General features: G+C 30.8%; 16 protein-coding genes and 6 tRNA genes. 2 read left to right on the top strand and 20 right to left on the bottom strand.

Translation table 11 applies throughout. The annotated features are described in order from the left end of the window. Nucleotides 1–93: 93 nt before the first annotated feature. From RMO70_RS12990 to RMO70_RS12905, 18 genes are all read right to left on the bottom strand, one after another. The gene (locus RMO70_RS12990; RefSeq protein ID WP_310556864.1) at nucleotides 94–705 is read right to left on the bottom strand and encodes a cupin domain-containing protein; all 612 of its coding nucleotides are present in this window, start codon (nucleotides 703–705) and stop codon (nucleotides 94–96) included. Nucleotides 706–707: 2 nt separating this feature from the next. After that, entirely contained in the window at nucleotides 708–1,265 is a 558-nt protein-coding gene (locus tag RMO70_RS12985; protein ID WP_310556863.1) for a sigma-70 family RNA polymerase sigma factor, read from the bottom strand. A gap of 208 nt (nucleotides 1,266–1,473) precedes the next feature. Continuing rightward, nucleotides 1,474–2,571 carry a slipin family protein gene (locus RMO70_RS12980; protein ID WP_310556862.1) on the bottom strand — a complete coding sequence of 366 codons (1,098 nt, stop codon included), beginning with the start codon at nucleotides 2,569–2,571 and terminating at the stop codon, nucleotides 1,474–1,476. A gap of 719 nt (nucleotides 2,572–3,290) precedes the next feature. Beyond that, nucleotides 3,291–3,363, bottom strand: a tRNA-Phe gene (locus RMO70_RS12975). 3 nt (nucleotides 3,364–3,366) lie between these two features. After that, nucleotides 3,367–3,455 (bottom strand) — tRNA-Leu (locus RMO70_RS12970). A 6-nt stretch (nucleotides 3,456–3,461) separates the two neighbouring features. After that, nucleotides 3,462–3,534, bottom strand: a tRNA-Pro gene (locus tag RMO70_RS12965). A gap of 12 nt (nucleotides 3,535–3,546) precedes the next feature. After that, nucleotides 3,547–3,617: transfer RNA gene (locus RMO70_RS12960), tRNA-His, on the bottom strand. Nucleotides 3,618–3,718: 101 nt separating this feature from the next. Continuing rightward, nucleotides 3,719–3,792 (bottom strand) — tRNA-Arg (locus RMO70_RS12955). 6 nt (nucleotides 3,793–3,798) lie between these two features. Continuing rightward, nucleotides 3,799–3,870: transfer RNA gene (locus RMO70_RS12950), tRNA-Asn, on the bottom strand. A 715-nt stretch (nucleotides 3,871–4,585) separates the two neighbouring features. Beyond that, the gene (locus tag RMO70_RS12945; RefSeq protein WP_310556861.1) at nucleotides 4,586–5,230 is read right to left on the bottom strand and encodes a hypothetical protein; all 645 of its coding nucleotides are present in this window, start codon (nucleotides 5,228–5,230) and stop codon (nucleotides 4,586–4,588) included. A 51-nt stretch (nucleotides 5,231–5,281) separates the two neighbouring features. Beyond that, nucleotides 5,282–6,334, bottom strand: coding sequence for a DNA polymerase beta superfamily protein (locus RMO70_RS12940; RefSeq protein ID WP_310556860.1), 1,053 nt, complete (start codon nucleotides 6,332–6,334; stop codon nucleotides 5,282–5,284). Continuing rightward, a complete protein-coding gene (locus tag RMO70_RS12935; RefSeq protein WP_310556859.1) occupies nucleotides 6,331–7,659 on the bottom strand; it encodes a DUF4143 domain-containing protein in 1,329 nt (442 codons plus the stop codon). The genes RMO70_RS12940 and RMO70_RS12935 overlap by 4 nt, the downstream gene beginning before the upstream one ends. A 201-nt stretch (nucleotides 7,660–7,860) precedes the next feature. Beyond that, a complete protein-coding gene (locus RMO70_RS12930; protein ID WP_310556858.1) occupies nucleotides 7,861–10,149 on the bottom strand; it encodes a DEAD/DEAH box helicase in 2,289 nt (762 codons plus the stop codon). A 5-nt stretch (nucleotides 10,150–10,154) separates the two neighbouring features. Next, entirely contained in the window at nucleotides 10,155–10,838 is a 684-nt protein-coding gene (locus RMO70_RS12925; protein ID WP_310556857.1) for a hypothetical protein, read from the bottom strand. Next, complete coding sequence (locus RMO70_RS12920) at nucleotides 10,835–11,590, bottom strand: nucleotidyltransferase domain-containing protein (RefSeq protein WP_310556856.1); 756 nt, start codon at nucleotides 11,588–11,590, stop codon at nucleotides 10,835–10,837. The genes RMO70_RS12925 and RMO70_RS12920 overlap by 4 nt, the downstream gene beginning before the upstream one ends. A gap of 159 nt (nucleotides 11,591–11,749) precedes the next feature. Then, a complete protein-coding gene (locus RMO70_RS12915) occupies nucleotides 11,750–12,181 on the bottom strand; it encodes a UPF0158 family protein (protein ID WP_310556855.1) in 432 nt (143 codons plus the stop codon). After that, on the bottom strand, nucleotides 12,178–13,770 hold the full coding sequence (locus RMO70_RS12910) for an SWIM zinc finger family protein (RefSeq protein ID WP_310556854.1): 1,593 nt from the start codon (nucleotides 13,768–13,770) through the stop codon (nucleotides 12,178–12,180). Before RMO70_RS12910 ends, RMO70_RS12915 begins: the two co-directional genes overlap by 4 nt. 94 nt (nucleotides 13,771–13,864) lie before the next feature. Next, entirely contained in the window at nucleotides 13,865–14,737 is an 873-nt protein-coding gene (locus RMO70_RS12905; protein ID WP_310556853.1) for an AAA family ATPase, read from the bottom strand. Nucleotides 14,738–14,833: 96 nt separating this feature from the next. Here RMO70_RS12905 and RMO70_RS12900 point away from each other — a divergent pair, with 96 nt between their 5' ends. Then, nucleotides 14,834–15,448, top strand: coding sequence for a hypothetical protein (locus RMO70_RS12900; protein ID WP_310556852.1), 615 nt, complete (start codon nucleotides 14,834–14,836; stop codon nucleotides 15,446–15,448). 221 nt (nucleotides 15,449–15,669) lie between these two features. Next, nucleotides 15,670–16,680: a WYL domain-containing protein gene (locus tag RMO70_RS12895; protein WP_310556851.1), complete on the top strand. Its 1,011-nt coding sequence runs from the start codon at nucleotides 15,670–15,672 to the stop codon at nucleotides 16,678–16,680. Between the two features lie 26 nt (nucleotides 16,681–16,706). On the opposite strand, the gene RMO70_RS12890 is transcribed toward RMO70_RS12895, so the two are convergent. Then, the gene (locus RMO70_RS12890; RefSeq protein ID WP_310556850.1) at nucleotides 16,707–16,931 is read right to left on the bottom strand and encodes a hypothetical protein; all 225 of its coding nucleotides are present in this window, start codon (nucleotides 16,929–16,931) and stop codon (nucleotides 16,707–16,709) included. Between the two features lie 15 nt (nucleotides 16,932–16,946). Then, complete coding sequence (locus tag RMO70_RS12885) at nucleotides 16,947–18,923, bottom strand: dehydrogenase E1 component subunit alpha/beta (RefSeq protein ID WP_310556849.1); 1,977 nt, start codon at nucleotides 18,921–18,923, stop codon at nucleotides 16,947–16,949. Between the last annotated feature and the right edge of the window lie 399 nt (nucleotides 18,924–19,322).

The raw sequence follows: 19,322 nt of genomic DNA, 5'->3' as shown, positions 1-19,322 counted from the left end.
AATTAAAAACCTATTCTCTAAACAAAATAATTTAAGAATAATTTAGTTTAAAATCCTATTAAGATAGACCTCTTTTTTTATACAAACTTACAATTACGCAGCTACTCTTTGCAAAATAATTTTGCATGCAATATCCGAAGTTACTTCTACGCTATGTCCAATATATAGTGGAATAGCTAAATAATCACCTGCAACCAAATTGTGTTTGTCTTCACCAATTGTGATTGTACAAGTACCTTGTGCAATTAAAAAATGTTCGTATTCTTTATCATGCACTTCAATTGGAGCACCGTGTTTTAGCCAAACAATAATTGTTGTTGCTTCAGGAGTAGCGCTAATAATTTTGGCGTCTATGGTTTCATAATCTTCAGAAACTTGCATATTGGATCTATCAATCCAAATTTTTAAGTCATCGACCTTACTATTTTTGTTTAACATAGGTGCAATTGAATATTCCTCTCCGTTTTTCAAACGTTCCGTATAATCAATAGTTGCCATTATCATAGCCTTAGCAGCTGGTGAAATTTCGGGTGCAAAAGTTTCAGAAGTAATTTGCATCGCTTTTTCAATGGCGTCAATTTCGTTTTTTATTTCTATATTGTTCGCTGCTAATTTAGCAATTTCACTGTTTTCATCATCAGTTGTCATACCAAACACATACAACTCTAATATTCCTGAATTTATATAATTTTCTATAGTATTCATTTTTATTGTGCTTGTGTTTTTTCTTTTAATTGTCCTCTTAAAATTAAGAGTGCTTTTCGTATTCTTGTTTTCACCGTCCCCAAAGGAATATTGAGTTCTATACCTATTTCTTCCTGCGTATATCCCTTATAATAAGCAAGTTCAATGAGAATTAAATGTTCGTTTTTTAGATTATCAACTATCTTTCTTAAACCAATGGTATCCATTGAATCTTCATCTGTACGAATATTATTTAATGTATATACGTTTTGATCTACGTTTTGGATTTTATTTTTATTGTGTTTAGATCTTTTGTAGTCAATAGCCATATTTCTTGCTATGTTAAGCATCCAAGTATATAGTCTTCCTTTTGAGGTATTGTACGTTTCAAAATTATCCCAAACTTTTATAAATGTTTTTTGCAAAACATCTTCTGATTCTTCAACATCAGCAACAATAGAAAAAATAATGCCAAACAAGGCCTTTGTGTAATTGTCGTATAAATAAGCAAATGCCTTTTGATCTCGATTTTTTATTAAAATCACTAAATCATCATGACTATATTGGATTTTTTCTTTCAAAATTCGGTTTTGTTTAGTACTTTTTTTTAATATTTAGTGAAATATAGGTTTAATTTTTTTAAATATAAAACATTATTAAAAAATTAATTCGTAAAAATAATAAAAATATATTTGAAATTGATTTGATAAAGAATAAAAAACGAAGAATTGTAACTGGTAAGATTAGAACAAAATTAAAAACCACGAATACAACTATTCGTGGTTTTCCTTATTTAACAAAAATTTCTTTCAATTGACCGATAATGTTTCCAGAACCAGCAATGGTAATCTCACCAATCTTGTCGGCAATTTTTTCTACATATTCCATTTCTTTCAATTTCCATAACATTTCGTTTTCTTCCATCAATTTGGCGGTATTTAACAAGCTTCTAGTAGAAGCCGTTTCTTCTCTTCTCATAATAGTGTTGGCTTGTGCTTTTTTCTCAGCAACCAAAACTTGGTTCATAATTTCTTTCATATCTCCTGGCAAAATAACATCTCTAATGCCTGCATCAGAAACAACCAATCCTAAATCTTGTATTTTTACGGTGACTTCTGCCAAAATATCTTTGGCAATAGTATCCTTTTTACCCAACAATTCGTCCAAAGTAAAACCACCTACAAAAGCTCTCAATGCCAATTGCATCAATACATACAATTGTTTTTCAAAATCTTTATTGTCTACCAATGCTTTCAAAATATCAGTCACTTGGTATCTGACAAAGAAATTGATTCTCAAACCTGCTTTGTCTTTAGTCAACAATTCCTGACCAGAAATTTCCAGTTGTTGCTGTCTCGCATCGATTGTTTTAACTTCAACAGGAATGGCATTATTCCAAAAGTAGTACGTTCCCGCTGCCAATTCTTTGACAAAAGCACCATTGATAAATAATAAGGCTTTTTCGTTGCTCATTACTTGAAACTTTCTAGTAAAAAGTTTCACTTTTGGGTTTTCCAACAAGGCCATCGCAATTTGCTCCGTGATTTGTACTTTAGACAAATCGGCTTTGATGAATTTATTTTCAACATAACCTTTCCAAAAAGCATATCTACCAGTAGCTAATACTTCTTTAAAAATACCATTTACAAAGTACAAGGCAATTTCGTTATCAGCTACTTCAACGATTTCCAACATAGAAGCCAAAACCTCATTTTGCAACAATATATTCAATTCGACAGGTGCTACAAAGGTTTGTTTCATTTCATAAATCATTGCTTCTTTGTTGCCAAATAACCAATATTTACCTTCATTTAACACTTCGATTAATTTTCTGTTTTCAAATACCAAACCTACTTGGTATGCTTCAATTTTAATTCTCTTTAACATAATATTCAATTTTAATTTATTTGTCACACTGAGCTTGTCGAAGTGCTTTCGATCAAGTCTTAATGTTTATTTTACTAATTTTTTAAATAAGAAAACGTTTTGTCCTCATCCTCCAAAAAGGACGGAAAATAACTTGTTGTTTTGTCTGTCAAAATGGTTTGTCATTATTTTTTAAAAACTAAAATTTAGTTGATAATCAAATGAAAAAGCAAGTCAATTTTCAAAAGAACAAAAGCAACTTTCAGGTCATTTTGTGAGTGTGCCATTTTTATATTGCTATAAAAAACGCTACTGACAAAGACAATCAGTTTTCTTTTGGTACATCTTTTTAAGAGTGATGCACTCTGGAATACAGATTATGAGTCTGTAACTACATTAACAGTGTAGTACTCTACCAATTGAGTTATCACATCGAAATGTGAGAAGGACTCGAACCTTCAACTTTCTATTGTTCTATCCACTGAACTATCACAACATAATATTGTGAGCGGGATTCGAACCCGCGCCCCATAGAGTGGTGACAATTTTTTGGAAAACCATCAAAACCTCCAAATCAAGTTGCATAGTAAAACAGAATACTTCCCAGTACTATTTACCACAATGGTGCTATACAGAAACACGCAACAGGACTTGTTTGATATTGTAATTCAATGAACATTTATTTCTTTGACAAATATTCAAAACTTACTACGCAATTATTCTGCGTAGAATTTATTTTGTGGAACAGAACCGAATCGAACGGTTCCCTCCTGCTCTTCAAACAGGTGTGCACACCTTGTACACCACTATTCCAATTGGTACAGGAAGAGTCCCGATAGCTATCGGGACGAACTCTCAAAATGTTGATTCTAAGTCAACCGCGTATACCATTCCGCCATTCCTGCTTTTAGTCTGAGAAACAGGACTCGAACCTGCAACCTCCCGCGTCCAAGGCGGGTAAACAACCAATCGTTATCTTCCCAGTTATATAATTTGGGTGTTTTCGGGAATCGAACCCTGTTCTTCGGATTCACATTCCGAGGTTTTACCAAATAAACTAAAAACACCATAAGCGGCTTATACGAGGATCGAACTCGTTTCTCCCGAGAGACAGTCGGGAAGGTTAGCCAGTAACCCCAATAAGCCAGTTTCCTTTCTAAAAACTTTGTGACCTCGATAGGAGTCGAACCTATAACCTTCTGATTCGTAGGCAGTTGCTCTATCCAATTGAGCTACGAAATCTTTTTGCGATTCTGCAAGGATTTGAACCTTCAACCCTTGGCTTAACAAGCCACCGCTCTACCGTTGAGCTACAAAATCTTATTTTTGGGCATAAAAAAGCACCTTTTTATGAAGGTGCTCTATAGTTGTATATAAGATATTACTATCCTAATGCCTATGGTTGTGCACCTGTACAATGTATCCGAAATCGAATCTCGGGTTTACTAGTTCGTTATGTCGATTAAAATTATTCATCTTTGTTTTCTCTATTGTGAGTGAATCGCTATATCGTAAATTTATTGTTCTCATTTTGTCATTGCGAGGAACAAAGCAATCTCGTCCTCCTATTTGTTATTGCAATTGTTATTGATAATTTTCTGGTGCAAATATAATGTCAAAAAAAAGGAATTTCCTAATTTATTTTTAATTTATTTTATTGATTATCAATTAGTTAAGCTTAATTTTAGACATAGAAAACCCTGTCCGTCCTTAGTGCAGATTCTTGAAATTGTCAAATGGCTGTCTCTCATTTGGTTGTGTTTCAATATTTATTTTTCGTTATTTTGGTTATGCATTCATTATTTTTTTACTTTTTTTTCTACTTTGTCACCCTGAGCTTGTCGAAGGGCTATTTTTTACTATTGCTTTCACTTTAAAACAAAAAAAGCGTCCCGATTAAAGGACGCTTTTGTATCTATTGTTATTATAAAATTAATTTATTACTTTATAAAACACCTACAACGCCCAAAAAGTCCACAAGGATATACTCCCGCAAAGCGATCTGATCTATTTATTAGTATGTGTTTTTGAGAATTCATAGGACAAATGTAGTATTATTTTTTATAAAATTGTTCTGTGAGATAAAAACCGTGTCGATAAAAAACAAACTGTCTTTATAAGTCAATACGTTTTCATCGTGTAAATCTTCGAGAATAATTCCTAATTCGGGATGAAAGTAGTCGTTGTTTTTCTTGTTTATAAAACAATTTGAAGTTAAAAATGATTTCACTTCTTCTAATTCAGTCTCACAATCCGATTCTATAAAACTTTGTTCCACAACGGCATATAAAACATTTTCCGATTCGTAAAATCCTATTAATTGATAGGCTGTATCTGGAAAAAAGTAATTGTTTAAAAGTAAATTATTAAAATAATCTAACCAAGTTTCATAATAAATACTATCATTCAGTTTGATTACTTTGTATGTATCAAGTAGATACACTTTTTGTTCGGCACCAGAGGAAACAAATGTATTAATATCAATATTAGGAATCCAAAAATTATTTTTTTGACAAAATTCCTTTATGAACGTTGCTTCTTCAAGCTTGATTTGCTTGCTTGACTCAACCGTTTCGCTTGTGCTCTTGCTTTCTCTAAGGTAATGGGAGATTGTTTGGACAGTATCTCCATTGCCAACTGGGCTCTTTCCTGAAATGATATTTTGTAGTTCGTGTTTCATGAAATTGATTACTGCAAATATAAATATTTTATTGTTATAAAAAATGGTTAGCTAATCATACAACTCCTCCCGAATTCCAATCAAAACTTTAGTTGCTTTCTCCACATCAGGAGTTTCGGGCAAAGTACAACTTTCGTATAAACTTTCAATCGAAGCGATTAAATCATCAGCCATTTCAAGTAAATCGTCATATTCTCGATTTCCTGCTTTAATGTCTAGCAATTCTTCTCGATTACGAACCCGAATATTGAGTTTTCCAGTTGACAGAATTTGTTGAGCGGTTTGTAAAAGCCTAATAGTATGCATCATATTTTTACTGTCGTAATTTTTGCCGTGTTGTTGATTGGTGTTGTAACGGTCGTCATTTCGTTTGGCAATCCAGTCCCAGTATTCTTTATAATCTTTGCAGTATGACGAATAACTATCTTGATTGCAGTATAAATAGGCAATTTCTTTTTCGCCTTTTTCAATCGAAGAAAGCGAAACTTCATTGGCGTTTTCTTTCTGAATAATGCCTTTGTATTTGGCGTTTTCGTTATAAAAAACAGCATAAACACCTTTAGAATGTGGCATATTTGTCAAGCCACAATTTTCTTGTTTGAAGTTTTTGGCTTGTAACCAAGATTTGAGTGAAATACTATCATAACCTTCCAGAATAAAGCAAAAATCCAATAATGATTTCTTCTCCTTTTCCATCGGGTTCATAATTTTCTTTTTCAAGCCCCTCGCCTTTTTGATTTGTGTTATGGCATAACCTGCAAAGCTATCTTTGCAAAGTTTTGATAAAAAATCTTCTATTTGCAATTGCTCCATAAGTGGATGTTTGTACAAAATACAATCTTCTGGAGTTGCTAAAATTTCTAAAATATTTGGATTGTTTTTAAGTAATAACTCTACAAACCGACCCAGTTCATAATACACTTCATCATTGGTTTCATTGCTTATTTGCGGAATATAATTGAGTCCGTAAAACTGGTCTTTGGGTAAATAATACACGCCTTTGATATCTGTATCAGAGGTAGGTGTGTTTAACCCAAAGGATTTACTGCCCGAAATGACTTCGAAGAGGATTAGGTTTTGGGATTTTAGGTGTTGGATGGTCATTGAATATTGATAAGTTTGTTTTTGATTGCTATTCCTATGGCATAAATCGGTATTATTTTAATTTTATCAATTTGACCGAAATTTTCAAGTGAAGTTCGTATCCCAAAATCAGAATGTTTTTCTTCTATAAATTTATGCATACTTTGCATGGCGCCTTTTGTACCTGCTTTTACTTCAATAGGAATTATTTTGGTTTCATTTTGAATCACATAATCAACTTCAGCTTGGCTACTTTTTGCTTCTCGCTGCCAGTAATGTAGAGAAGAAAGCACATCTTGACTGTTTTTCTTTAGTTCTATTCCAATAAATAACTCAGCGATTTTACCTTTATTGACCAATTCGGTGTTTTCATTCAAAAATATAGTTCCTAATTCTAATCCTAGAATTCGTTGATAAATTCCGGTATCAAACAAAATATATTTTCTTTTTTTCATATTAATTTCACCTCCAATCGGAATTCCATTACTTGCAGAATGTGTTACATCATAGAGTAAACCAGCCATTTGAAGCAATTCTAATGCTTCTTTTATTTGACCATTATGGAGCGTTTTGTTTAGCGAATAAGAAAATTTATTGCCTACTTGATCAATCGCACTTCTGAAAACTTCCTGAATTCGAAGACTAGGAACTCTTTGTTTGTATTTTGAAAAATCGGTTTGATACGAAACGATTAAGTCGTCTAAAACTTTTTGAACTAATAAATAACTATTGGTTTCTAAAAAGGTTTTTACTGCCTCGGGCAAACCACCAATAACAAGGAATTTTTTTAAAAGTTCCACTGCTTTTTGATGAATTAAATCTGGCAATGGTTTTGTGGTTGAAGCGTTTTTTATGGCATCAAGCAAAAGATTTTCGTTTAAAGCAACTAGAAATTCTGCGAAATTGAGTGGATACATAAAAACAGATCGAATTCTGCCCACGCCAAACGAAGGAATTTCTGCCAACGTAAATTCTAGAAGTGAACCCGCAGCAATAACGTGCAAATTTGGCTTTTTTTCATAGAAGTATCTCAAATAACCAATTGATTTTGGTGAGGCTTGAATTTCGTCTAAAAAAAGCAAGGTTTGACCTTCGACTATAGGAATATTTATCAAAATTGATAATTGCTGACAGCGTTCTTCGATAGATAAACTTTTCTCGAAAAGTTCACGAATGGCATCATCATTTTCAAAATTAACTTCGGCAAAATATTTGAATTGTTTTCCTAAATTTCGTATTGCCGAAGTCTTACCAATTTGTCTTGCACCTCTGATTAACAATGGCTTTCTGGATTTATATTTTTTCCATTCTAACAACTCATTATCAATATCTCTGGAAATGTACATACTAAAAATTTTATACAAAAATAAGTATTTTTTAAAAAATACAAACCAATAAAGTAACTTATTTTTAAAAAATACAAATCAATAAATACTATTTAAATGAAAAAATACAAATCAATTTGTGTTTTAATTGCTTTTAATTATAACTTGAAATGACTTCGAAGAGGATAAGGTTTTAGGATTTTAGATTTTGGAAGGTCATAATTAATTTATGTATCTTTCTATAGATTTTTTTAATTCTGCTGGAATATTCTCTATTGAATCTTTAAAAATAATTTCTTCTGAATTTATACTTTCAATATGTTGATTTAATACTTCAATATCTTCAAATGTCAAACCATATCGCAACATCCAAATTTCTTTTTTATTATCAGTTCCAAATTTTATATAATTTGCAAGCTTTTTTGCTCTTTCATCATTTTCATTTTGAAAATATTTTATAAAAGCCGCGTAGAATTTATCCGTTAGTTTAAATCCTATTAATTTATCAATATAATCATACGTATCATAAACAATTCTATCATAATCCACATCTTTAATAAAATCATAAGCTCCGTATAATGGATATCTCGCTAAATTCATATTAGGTAATTCATGAAAACCAGTTATATAATTTGCTTTGATATTTTCTTCATTTTGTGAATGAGAATTAATAGCATGAGAATATCTATACCAACAAATTTGTTTAAATGTTTTACCATATACTCTCCATAACATAATTTTTATAGCAGTATTTAAAACATCCGCTTCAGCTTCATTTAATTCCCTATTAAGAAAAGTCTCATATAGTTCTCTAAAATATGAATACAATACTAGTTTAAATTCAGCATCTTTATTGATCTTTTCTAATGTTACTAATTCATTATTTAAAAAAACTGATTCCAAAATATTTACAATTATTTTTTGAGTATTAGGCTTATCAATATTTTCAATCTCATTTGGAGTTAAATTATATTCATCATCGAAAGTTCCATTAACAATAGATTCTTTGAAATCATTATAATCATCGTCTTTTTCTTCTATTTTATCCAAGCTTGAAACATTATCTAATATATTTGGTGTTACCATAACTTTCCTAAAACCGCTCATATTTGTTCTAATAATAACAGTCCCAAAATCAAACTTATTATCAATTGTTGACCTCCCAGCCCTACCAATTAAATTTTTTAAAGCCAAAGATTCTTTTACTTCTAATCTATCAACAAATACAATATCAAAAGGCATATTAATTCCTTGTTCAAGAGTAGAGGTAGCAAAACATATTTTGCATAGTCCTTCCTTTGTAAATTCTTCAATTAAAATTCTTGTTTGTAAAGGCATAGAACCATGGTGAACCACAATTCCCTTCCTTAATAAGGATATCATTTGTGAATAATAATTCTCACCTTCTTTTATATTTCCTCCTGTAATCTTTATTAACTCATCAATAAAATAATCAACTCGTTCGCTATTTATATTTTTACATAATTCTATATAATCTTTAAAATCAATAAGTATTCTTTTGTCATAAATTTTTTGTTTTGGAACATAAAATAATACGCTACCTCCTTCTTTTAAAACTTTTACAATTGGATTATATTCACATTTAACTTTTATAGAACCCATTATGCTTTTATCAATACCAAAATGATAGAACTGATTATTTTCTTTTATAATAAAAATTTGTCCAACATTTTTTTGTTCATATGGCTTATTATCAGATTTGTTTTGATCTAATTTATTTTTTATTATTTGCGAACCAGGATTTGATACAAAAGGATGGGCAAAAACAAATTTAGCATCAGGATATTTTTTATATGCTCTTCTTACAATACTATCATAATACAAACCTCTTTTATCTTGTTCATTACTTAATTGTGCTTCATCAAAAAGAAATAAATCTATAATAAACTCTTCATTAGCTTTATATTTAAATAATTCTCGACATCTTTCAGGAGTTACGACAAAAACATTTTTTTTTGTTTTTTTTGTATTTATCTTATCAATGAAAGTTAAAATGTTAATAGTTTTATCTTGAATATTACCGCATAATTTTAAATAATATTCATTAATCAATGCTCGAGATGGTACAACTACAACAACATCATTTTTACATTCAATGATTTTTTTCATGAATACAAATGATTTACCTGTACTTGTTGGGGCGGAAAAACTAAAGCAATTATTATTATCTATACCCTTTAATATATCTGCTTGAACAGGAGTAAAATATTCATCATCTTTAAGATATTTTATATATTTTTCATGCAAATGTTTTTTATATTGTCCAAAAACTACATCTCTCAAATTTTCTCTTGGCACATCTTTATAGAAAACACTCATGTAATTCAAAATTGAATTTTTATGTAGTTCAAATTTTTCTGGATGATATAATGATAAATAAGATAATATTTCCATATCTGTAATATCAACAGGGCCATTTTTAAAAAGTCTATCTAATACATAAGAAAAAATCTTATCTATATTTTCATTTTCGATAATACTTTTAATCATATTCTTCATATGTTAACTGCTATACAAATTATTTCATTAAACTTCTTAATGTTAATAAAATTAGAATTCTTAATCATATTTTTTATTAATTTATCTGATGTGATATTTTTTGAAGAAAAAGCAGCAATAAAACCTTTCTCGCTTTTATGAAACTTTTTTAATGAATCCTCGCTACAAAATCGATCGAAATCAATCAAATCTTCCAAATCACTTTTATTCTTTTCAAATTTCACTATTTGTTCAAAAGCTTTTCCATACGCATTTTTATCTTTTAAATATTTAGCCTCTCCAAAAAGAAGAATGTTTGTTTTATTTTCAGAATAAAAATCAAATCCTGGATTTCCAATTTTTTGTTTTTTTATTAGTTCTGCCAATGGAATATCCAAATATTTAAGTTTATCGACAATAGATTTACGAGCTAATTCAGATACTATATATTCACCTGAACTTCTTGTTACACTATCATCTGTCGATTTAATTATATTATCAGATATATATTGAATCGTATTATTTGCTCGTTCATTAAAACTTTCCATTATATAACTACCATCAAATTGACTTAACCAACTTAAATCAGATAATGATTGAAATACTTCTTTTAAAGTTAACTTTATATCAGTAGGATTGATTCTTATAAAAGTTATATGTTCTTCTATTTTTACAATATCAATAATATCATATCCTTTCATAATTGTTTACTTATTATCCCCCTAAAAACCCCATCCAATTCCTCACTCATTTTCTTCCCACTTTGCAAACTACTAGCATTTTCCTGATTAAAACTTACGGTTTCCCGTAAATAATCAGTAATTAAATTTTCTTTTGGGTGCAAGTATTTTTCATCTTGGTTGGCTTTTATGTTCATTAATTCTAAAACTTTATCTTGAATGTTTTGTGGCGCAATGGGTAATAATTCTAAAAAATCTACCGGAGGAAAACTGTTTTTTTCTATAATCCATTTTCCAGCGAGTGCAGTTCGCAAGGCATAAAAGTAACTTTTTAGTTTTACTTCGGGTGCTTCGCAAACGTCCATAAAATTCTTGGTCGTGCCTAAATAATGGTGCAAAGTAGCAATAGGCGAAAAACAATCTGTCGCCAATGCTTGCATTTGTTGTATAAAAGCTTCGTCTTGATAATATACCACGGGCGAAAACAACCATTCTATTAATGGCGCATTCGACTTGGCTAATAATTTCAAGGCTTTGGCAATATCCCAACCGGAACCGTCCAAATCATCAGCAGTCATAAACTCAATCACGTCTGGTTTTTCCCAAAGTGAGAGGTAATATTCGGGTTCGTGTTTGTATATAAAACGAATGTCATAATCGCTATCGGGCGAGGCAAATCCCCAAGCGCGACTCCCCGACTCTACGGCATACAGGATTTTGACATTTTTATCTCGTTCTATTTCTTGTAATTTTTGGAGTATTTTTGTTGTCATTGTTTCAAATTTAGTGAAAATTTGTATTAAAATTTTATTCTCCGCAAAATATGCGGTGAATAACGATTTATTCACCGCATAATAATTTACAGTTATTTAAAAGAGAACCTAATTAGAATTTTGGCTACTATTTCTTGTAGTTTTTAGCGTAGTTGCGTTTTAGTTTTTTTGTTGTATAATTAATTCTATTTCTGTTTCGACCCATTTCTGCAACTGTTCGCTTTTAAAAGCGAACCATAGGTCTCTTATGCTGGAATTGTCTATCAGATATTTGAAATTACGGAATGATTTTTTTAATGTCAAAGAAAGTGACAGTTCTATTTTAAATGCTTTATTCGGTATATCACTAGCAACAAATTCTTCCATCATCTTAAAAGAATCAGTACTTGTTGGTTTTTCGATTTCTACAAATTCATCAAAATTGTTTTCTAATTCGTCTATTTCATCTTGCCAAAATTCCATATCACTAAAACCATTGTCTTCATCTGGAATGAATATTAATTCATTGTTTTTTAAATTCCAAAAACATTTAAAACCACAGTCAAATTGTTCTGCTATTTCTTTTATTTTAGCTTTTTCTAAAGGTTTCATATTCTAAAATTTTGATTTAGTATTTCCATCATAGCTGGTCGATTTTTATACTCTATTCTGTAAAAAAGTATTATTTCATTTACGACTGTTTTTCCGCCTTCAATACTTTCAATTCTTTTCAAGACATCAGCTACATATTCGTAATGGTTTCGTCCTACATTATTTTTAGCAAATTTATTGAGGCTTTCTTTATAAATAATTAATGTTTCATTAGGAAAATCTGTTTTAAAATGATTCACATAATTTTCAAAAGTTTGTACATTTTTATACTTCAAAAAATAATCCAGCGCTTTTGTTTTTTGATTTTCTTCTATCCAAAGATCAACCAAAGAACTACTGATATAATTACCTTTATCGTACAAATTTTCTAATTTAATGAATTCTTTCTGCCATTCCTCTTCTTGAAAGGTTGTTTTAAAAATAGTGTAATGCTTCTTATCAAAGCCTGATTTTATAAACAGATACGAATAGTCACGTACTTCGTTATTTTTATTTTCTATTTGTGCCATTTGCAATAAATAACCATACCATTCTAGTGGTTCTTGATAGCCATTATATATCTTGATTCTTTCGTTTATTAATTTTTTTGCTTCAGCAAATTTATTGTCTTGAATGTATTTTTCGATTGATTTTTTTCTAAATTTATCAATATCTAAGTTTTCAAAAATAATATTCCATTCTTCATTAGGTTGGTTGTTTTTTTTGTAAAAATCAATTATATTAGTTAAAATAAGCTCTCTATCATAATCGGAACTCGCTTTTTTAAGCAATTGATTTTGAGTTTCTAAAAAGAATTTTTTATTCTCATCTGACTCAGAAAAATCACCTATAAAATTACTGATATACTGTTGAGCATATTGATAATCACTTAAAATATATTTCTCTTTTAAAAACTCAAAAATCCTTTCAGAATAAGTGTTTTCTTTATTTATAATGGAAGTGAAAATTTCAAAAGGATAATACTCATAATCCTCATTGAGATAATCTAAATATTCTCCGTCACAATAAACACGCCAATGGGCAAATTCTTCAAATATGGCTTGACCAATTTCGAGGGCATCATCAAAATTTTTATTTTCAATTTCTTTTTCTGCCTTTTCTTTCCACTCATCAAGAATTTCTAATTCGAGATAGTCTTCATTATAATGTGGATCATAATAATCAACATCTAATCTGCCATCTGGAAGTCCGTTTTTTATGATATTACTAATATTCATTTCTTTTTTTACTTCCTTTTCAGTAAAAAACTCCAATTTTATTTTATTAACAAAATCTGGATTATAGTCTGAAAAATGAATCAAAAAATCGATAAATTTTTCTTTAGCAGTACCCGTAATTAATTTCTTAATGAGTTCATTATTATCATTAATACCGTTACTTTTTGAAATATTACTTTGTTTTTTACCTATGGCTGAAAGAATCATATCAATATGTTTACAAGGGTAATAATCGCTTGGACAAGAACAGGTGTGATTCGCTAATGAATTATCTTCGTTAAGTCTGATTTTGATAGTATAGGTGCCATAATTTCCATTATAAATTGCCACCCATTTGTGTTTGTCTTCTTGTATTAATGTTTGTATTGACATTTGTAAAAGTTTTGATTCTCAAAAATAATAAATAAACTTGAGTAAGATTAAATCAAAACCGATTGTTATCAGTATTTTCTAATTTAGAAAAAAACTAAAAATCACCATAGTAAACTTGAAAACACGGCAATTTCAAATCGTTGCGCCAAGTATCAACCACTTGGTTTCTGTCGTCTAAAACAAACTCTACAAAGTATTTATCTTTGATAAAATTATTATAAATTTCGATTTTTATAATAGAATCCTTACGATTGTCTCTCGATTTTCGCATAATCAAATCGTCAAATTCAATGGCGTATTTTTCCAAGAAACGCAATGTTGGTGCTTTGTATTGGTCTTCTCGACCTGAAACCAAAAGGATTTTGTATCCCAATTGTTTGTAATTCTTCAAAACATTAGCTACTGGCTCATTTAGTAAATCTTGATCACACTTGCTTGCATCAAATGGATTTCGACCATTCATTAAGGCAAGTGTTCCATCAAGATCGCAAATAATGGCTTTGGGTAAATCTTGATTTTGCAATGCATATTCAGGCGAATCTTTAAAAAATTGATTGTTCATTTTCTTGATTACCTTTGCTCCTACTGGATTTTCCCTAAAAGCATCTCTTTCGATACAAACTTCAATAGGCGTATTCATTTCTTTGATTTCGACCACAACATTCTCTAAAAATTTAAGATTATATTCTCTGACTAATTGTGAAATTCTATTGTAATTTTTGTCAGACAAATTAGTATCATCAACCACAACGCTTTTTCCTTTTTCAAGAGCGTGGGTAATTAATAAATCTAGTACTTTTTTAATAAATTTTTCATTTTCTTGACTTGTTTTTGCATTGTCAAACATAGCACGCAATTCATCTCTATTAATTCTTTTGTAGGTTTCGGGATTAGAATCAATTAATGCTTTGGCATAGGTTGATTTTCCACTTCTTGGCAATCCTTTCATTAATATTACTTTTCTCATTACATTTATTTTTCTATAGAAACAAAGATACATATATCCCTACGCAATTATTTTGCGTAGTAAAAAAAGAATTGTAGTTTTGATTAAAATAAGCCAATGAATCTTCAAAATAAATATACCGAATTACTAGTAAACATTGGTTTTGAAGAAAATGCAATTCAAAAGCATTGGTTGGATTTGGAAAAAGCTTATTCTACTAAATCAAGGCAGTATCATAATTTGAACCATTTGAATGAAATGATTGCTTGTTATGATTTGTATAAATCCAATTTAAAACATCCTAACGAAGTGTTGTATGCAATTTTTTATCACGACATCATATACAAAGTGACTCGAAAAGACAATGAACTCAAAAGTGCCCAATACGCTGTGGCACTACTTCCAGCGAATGCTAAATTAGATAAAGAGCTCGTTTTTGATATGATTTGTGCCACGAAACATCACCAATACAATGGAAATGAAGACACTAATTGGTTGATTGATTTTGATTTAAAAATTCTTTCTAAAGATTGGGACGATTATAAAATCTATTTTGAACAAATTAGAAAAGAATATAAAATGTATCCTAACTTTTTATACAATCCTGGTCGAAAGAAAGCTTTGGAACATTTTCTAGAAAACGAATTTATTTTTCAAACAGCCGAATTTAGAAATAAACACGAAGCCCAAGCAAGAGAAAATATAAAATGTGAAATTGAATTGTTACGTTGAATTTAATTCAAGTTCGTCACTTCGAGTGATTTTGGCTAGAATAAATCATGAATTGAGACAAAATTCTAACAAGCCAAAATTGTATCGAGAAGCATATAAAAAAAAGCTTCTCGATACAATTTTTAAAGTTGGAAAAAATATCAAATAACAAATTTTTATAAAACTTTAAAAACCACTCGAAGTGACGAAACAAAAAACTTCTTACTTCTAACTAATAAAAAATGTCATTAAACAAAAATGCCCTTATTCGTTACAAAACTATAGATAAATGTTTGCAAAATCAGTATCGCACTTGGACTCTAGACGATTTAATCGAGGCTTGTTCGGAGGCTTTATTTGAATATGAAGGCAAAGAAAATTCGGTGAGCAAACGTACGGTTCAAATGGATATTCAGACGATGCGTAGCGAAAAACTAGGTTATAATGCGCCCATTGTGGTGTATGATAAGAAATATTACAAGTATGACGAGGACGATTTTTCCATTACGGATATTCCGCTGACAGAAACCGATATTAATGTACTGACAGAAACGGTTTCGATGTTGAAGCAATTTAAAGATTTTTCTTTATTTAGCGATGTTTCGGATATTTTGCAACGACTGGAAGACAAGATTTATGCTGAGAAATCGCATACCCGACCCGTGATTTATTTGGACAAAAATGAGAACTTGAAAGGTTTGCATTTTTTAGATGAAATTTATCAAGCCATTATTAAAAAAATAGTTTTGGTAATTACTTATAAATCATTCAAATCGAGAGAGGAACAAATTTTTAATTTTCATCCGTTTATCTTGAAAGAGTTTAATAATCGTTGGTTTTTGGTAGGCAAAAAGAAAGCCTCACAACCCATAACAAACTTGGCTTTGGATCGAATTATTAAAATTGATTTTGATTTCAATCTACCTTATTTGGAAGAAGATTTTGATGCCGAAAATTTCTACAGAGATGTGGTTGGTGTTACTGTAAATCAAGGTTTGGATGCTAAGACAATCGAGCTTTGGATTGATGAAGAAAATGCACCTTATGTGCTAACAAAACCTTTTCATTATTCGCAAAAACTGGAAAAAGAAAACGAAGATGGTAGTATAATTATTACCTTAAAACTCAAAATTAATTATGAAATCGAGCGATTGCTTTTGGGGTTTGGTGAAGGATTGGAAGTGATTCGTCCAGAAGGTTTGAGAAATCGGATTAAGGGTAAATTGGAAAAGGCATTGAAAAAATACGAATAGATTGTCTTTGCAAAAGCAAAAAAAATCTATTCTATTTCTTTTCTTCCTCTAATAATATCCTCAAAACTAGCACATTTTACAAACTCTTGTTCTTCGGCAATTAGCATTGGAAGATAAATAAACTCTACTTCGGATAAATCTTCTTTAAGGAAATAGGCCATATCCTCCAAATGGAAAAACCATTCTTTATCATAAAGATATTTATTTATAGTGGCTTCTTTTATTAACAATTTTTCATTCAATGGTGTCATAAAAACCAAAATTGCTTAATATTTCAAGAGTTCCAACAAAGTTTCTTCAAAACGAACTTTTGGCAAATATTGATCCTCTAAGGCTTTTACAAATGGAATGGCACTTTCTAGACTTCCAACACGTTTTACTGGAGCATCAAGATTTTCGAAGCAATTTTCCATAATTAATGCCGAAATATCACTAGACATACCGCCAAATAAGGAATCTTCTTGAAGAATAATACATTTTCCTGTTTTCTTTACTGATGCAAAAATAGTTTCAGTATCCAATGGTTGTAACGTTCGTAAATCAATCAAATCAGCTGAAATTTCTGGATTTTTAGATAATGTATCTAATGCCCAATGTACTCCAGCTCCAAATGATATAATAGTAATTTGATTTCCTTCTTTTATCATAGCCGCTTTCCCAAAAGGAATTGTGTAATAATCTTTAGGAACATTTTGATACACGGAACGATACAATTGTTTGTGCTCAAAAAACATGACCGGATTCGGATCGTTTATAGCTGTGTTTAACAATCCTTTGGCATCGGCTGGAAATGCAGGATAAACTACTTTTAAACCTGGTGTTTTGGTAAACCAAGATTCGTTGGTTTGCGAATGAAATGGTCCTGCTTGCGTTCCGCCGCCACAAGGCATTCGGACAACCACATCGGCGTTTTCTAACCAACGGTAATGTGATTTTGCTAATAAATTAACTATTGGATTAAATCCTGTGGAAACGAAATCGGCAAACTGCATTTCCACAATGGCTTTGTGTCCGTTTATGGATAATCCCATAGCTGCCGCAACAATTGCGCTTTCGCAAATAGGTGTATTTCTAACTCTTTCTTTACCAAAAGCTTCAACAAAACCATCAGTTATTTTGAAGGCACCACCATATTCGGCGATGTCTTGACCCATAATAACCAAATTGGGATGACGTTCCATTGATTGCTTCAAACTGCTGGATAATGCATCAATTAATCGAATATTTTCTACTTCATTTGAAGCGTTAACTTCTTCGAATATATATGGTTTGTAAACATCATTTAATTCTTCGCTTAAACTTGCTACAATTTCAGGTTCTTTTTGAACTAATGCCCAATCGGTATCTATTTCTTTTTTTAGTTCCGCTCTAATAGCTTCGTCATTTTCATCAGATAAAACTGCGGTTGCTTTAAGGTAATTTCTATAGTTTTCCACTGGATCTTTTTCTGCCCACAAATCCATTAGTTCTTGTGGAACATATTTGGTGCCACTAGCCTCTTCGTGTCCGCGCATTCTGAATGTCTTGAATTCTAACAAAACTGGACGCGGATTATCAATCATTGAGGCTTTTAATTCTGAAATCAGATTATACACCTCTAGTAAATTATTTCCGTCAACAATGTGCGATTCCATTCCGTAACCAATGCCTTTATCGGCTAGGTTTTCGCAACGGTATTGCTCGTTGGTTGGAGTAGAAAGTCCGTAACCATTATTTTCGATAACAAAAAGAACAGGTAAATCCCAAACGGCTGCTATGTTTAAGGCTTCGTGAAAATCTCCTTCGGATGTTGCTCCTTCACCGGTGAAAACTGCGGTTACTTTTCCGTTCTTTTTGAGTTTATTGGCGAGTGCAATTCCGTCAGCAACACCTAGTTGTGGACCGAGATGCGAAATCATACCTATTATATTGTATTCTTGTGTTCCGAAATGGAAAGAACGATCACGACCTTTGGTAAATCCGTTGGCTTTGCCTTGCCATTGAGAAAATAATCGATGTAAAGGAATTTCTCTAGTGGTAAAAACGCCTAAATTTCGATGCATTGGTAAAATGTATTCGTCTTTGTCTAATGCAGAAGTGATTCCAACAGAAATAGCTTCTTGACCAATGCCTGAAAACCATTTGGATACTTTTCCTTGGCGAATGAGAATAAGCATTTTTTCTTCGATGAGGCGAGGTTTTAGAATGCTTGAATATAGTTCGAGTAATTTTTTATTGGAAATATTTTTTCTGTCGAAATTCATTTTTTGATAATTTTGAGTGTAAAAGTATAAAAAATTGGAACGCGGATGACACGGATTTTGCGGATTTTAAACACGAATTTCACAAATTATCACAAATTTTAAAACAATGACAAAAATTTACGGATAAGCCTAGCCCTGATTGCTTCGCCAATTCGCACTTTCAGGCTTGGGTGTAGTGGAAATCCTTTTTTAAATTGTCACACTGAGCTTGTCGAAGTGGGTCAATTTAAAAAAGATTGCAACGGATAGCAGGAAATAGCTTCAAATAAAAAAAATATTTATACATTTGTTTTATGATGGTATTATCCATTTGTAAGTTATTAACATATTATTTAAGAGATGCAAAACATTCCTAGTGTTGACTTGCGTGATTTCCTTTCGGGTAACCCGGAACGTAAA

This window comes from Flavobacterium sp., assembly GCF_031422135.1.
Classification (GTDB): domain Bacteria; phylum Bacteroidota; class Bacteroidia; order Flavobacteriales; family Flavobacteriaceae; genus Flavobacterium.
Note: the sequence above shows the minus strand (reverse complement) of the source record. Positions and strands in the feature narration are given on the sequence as shown.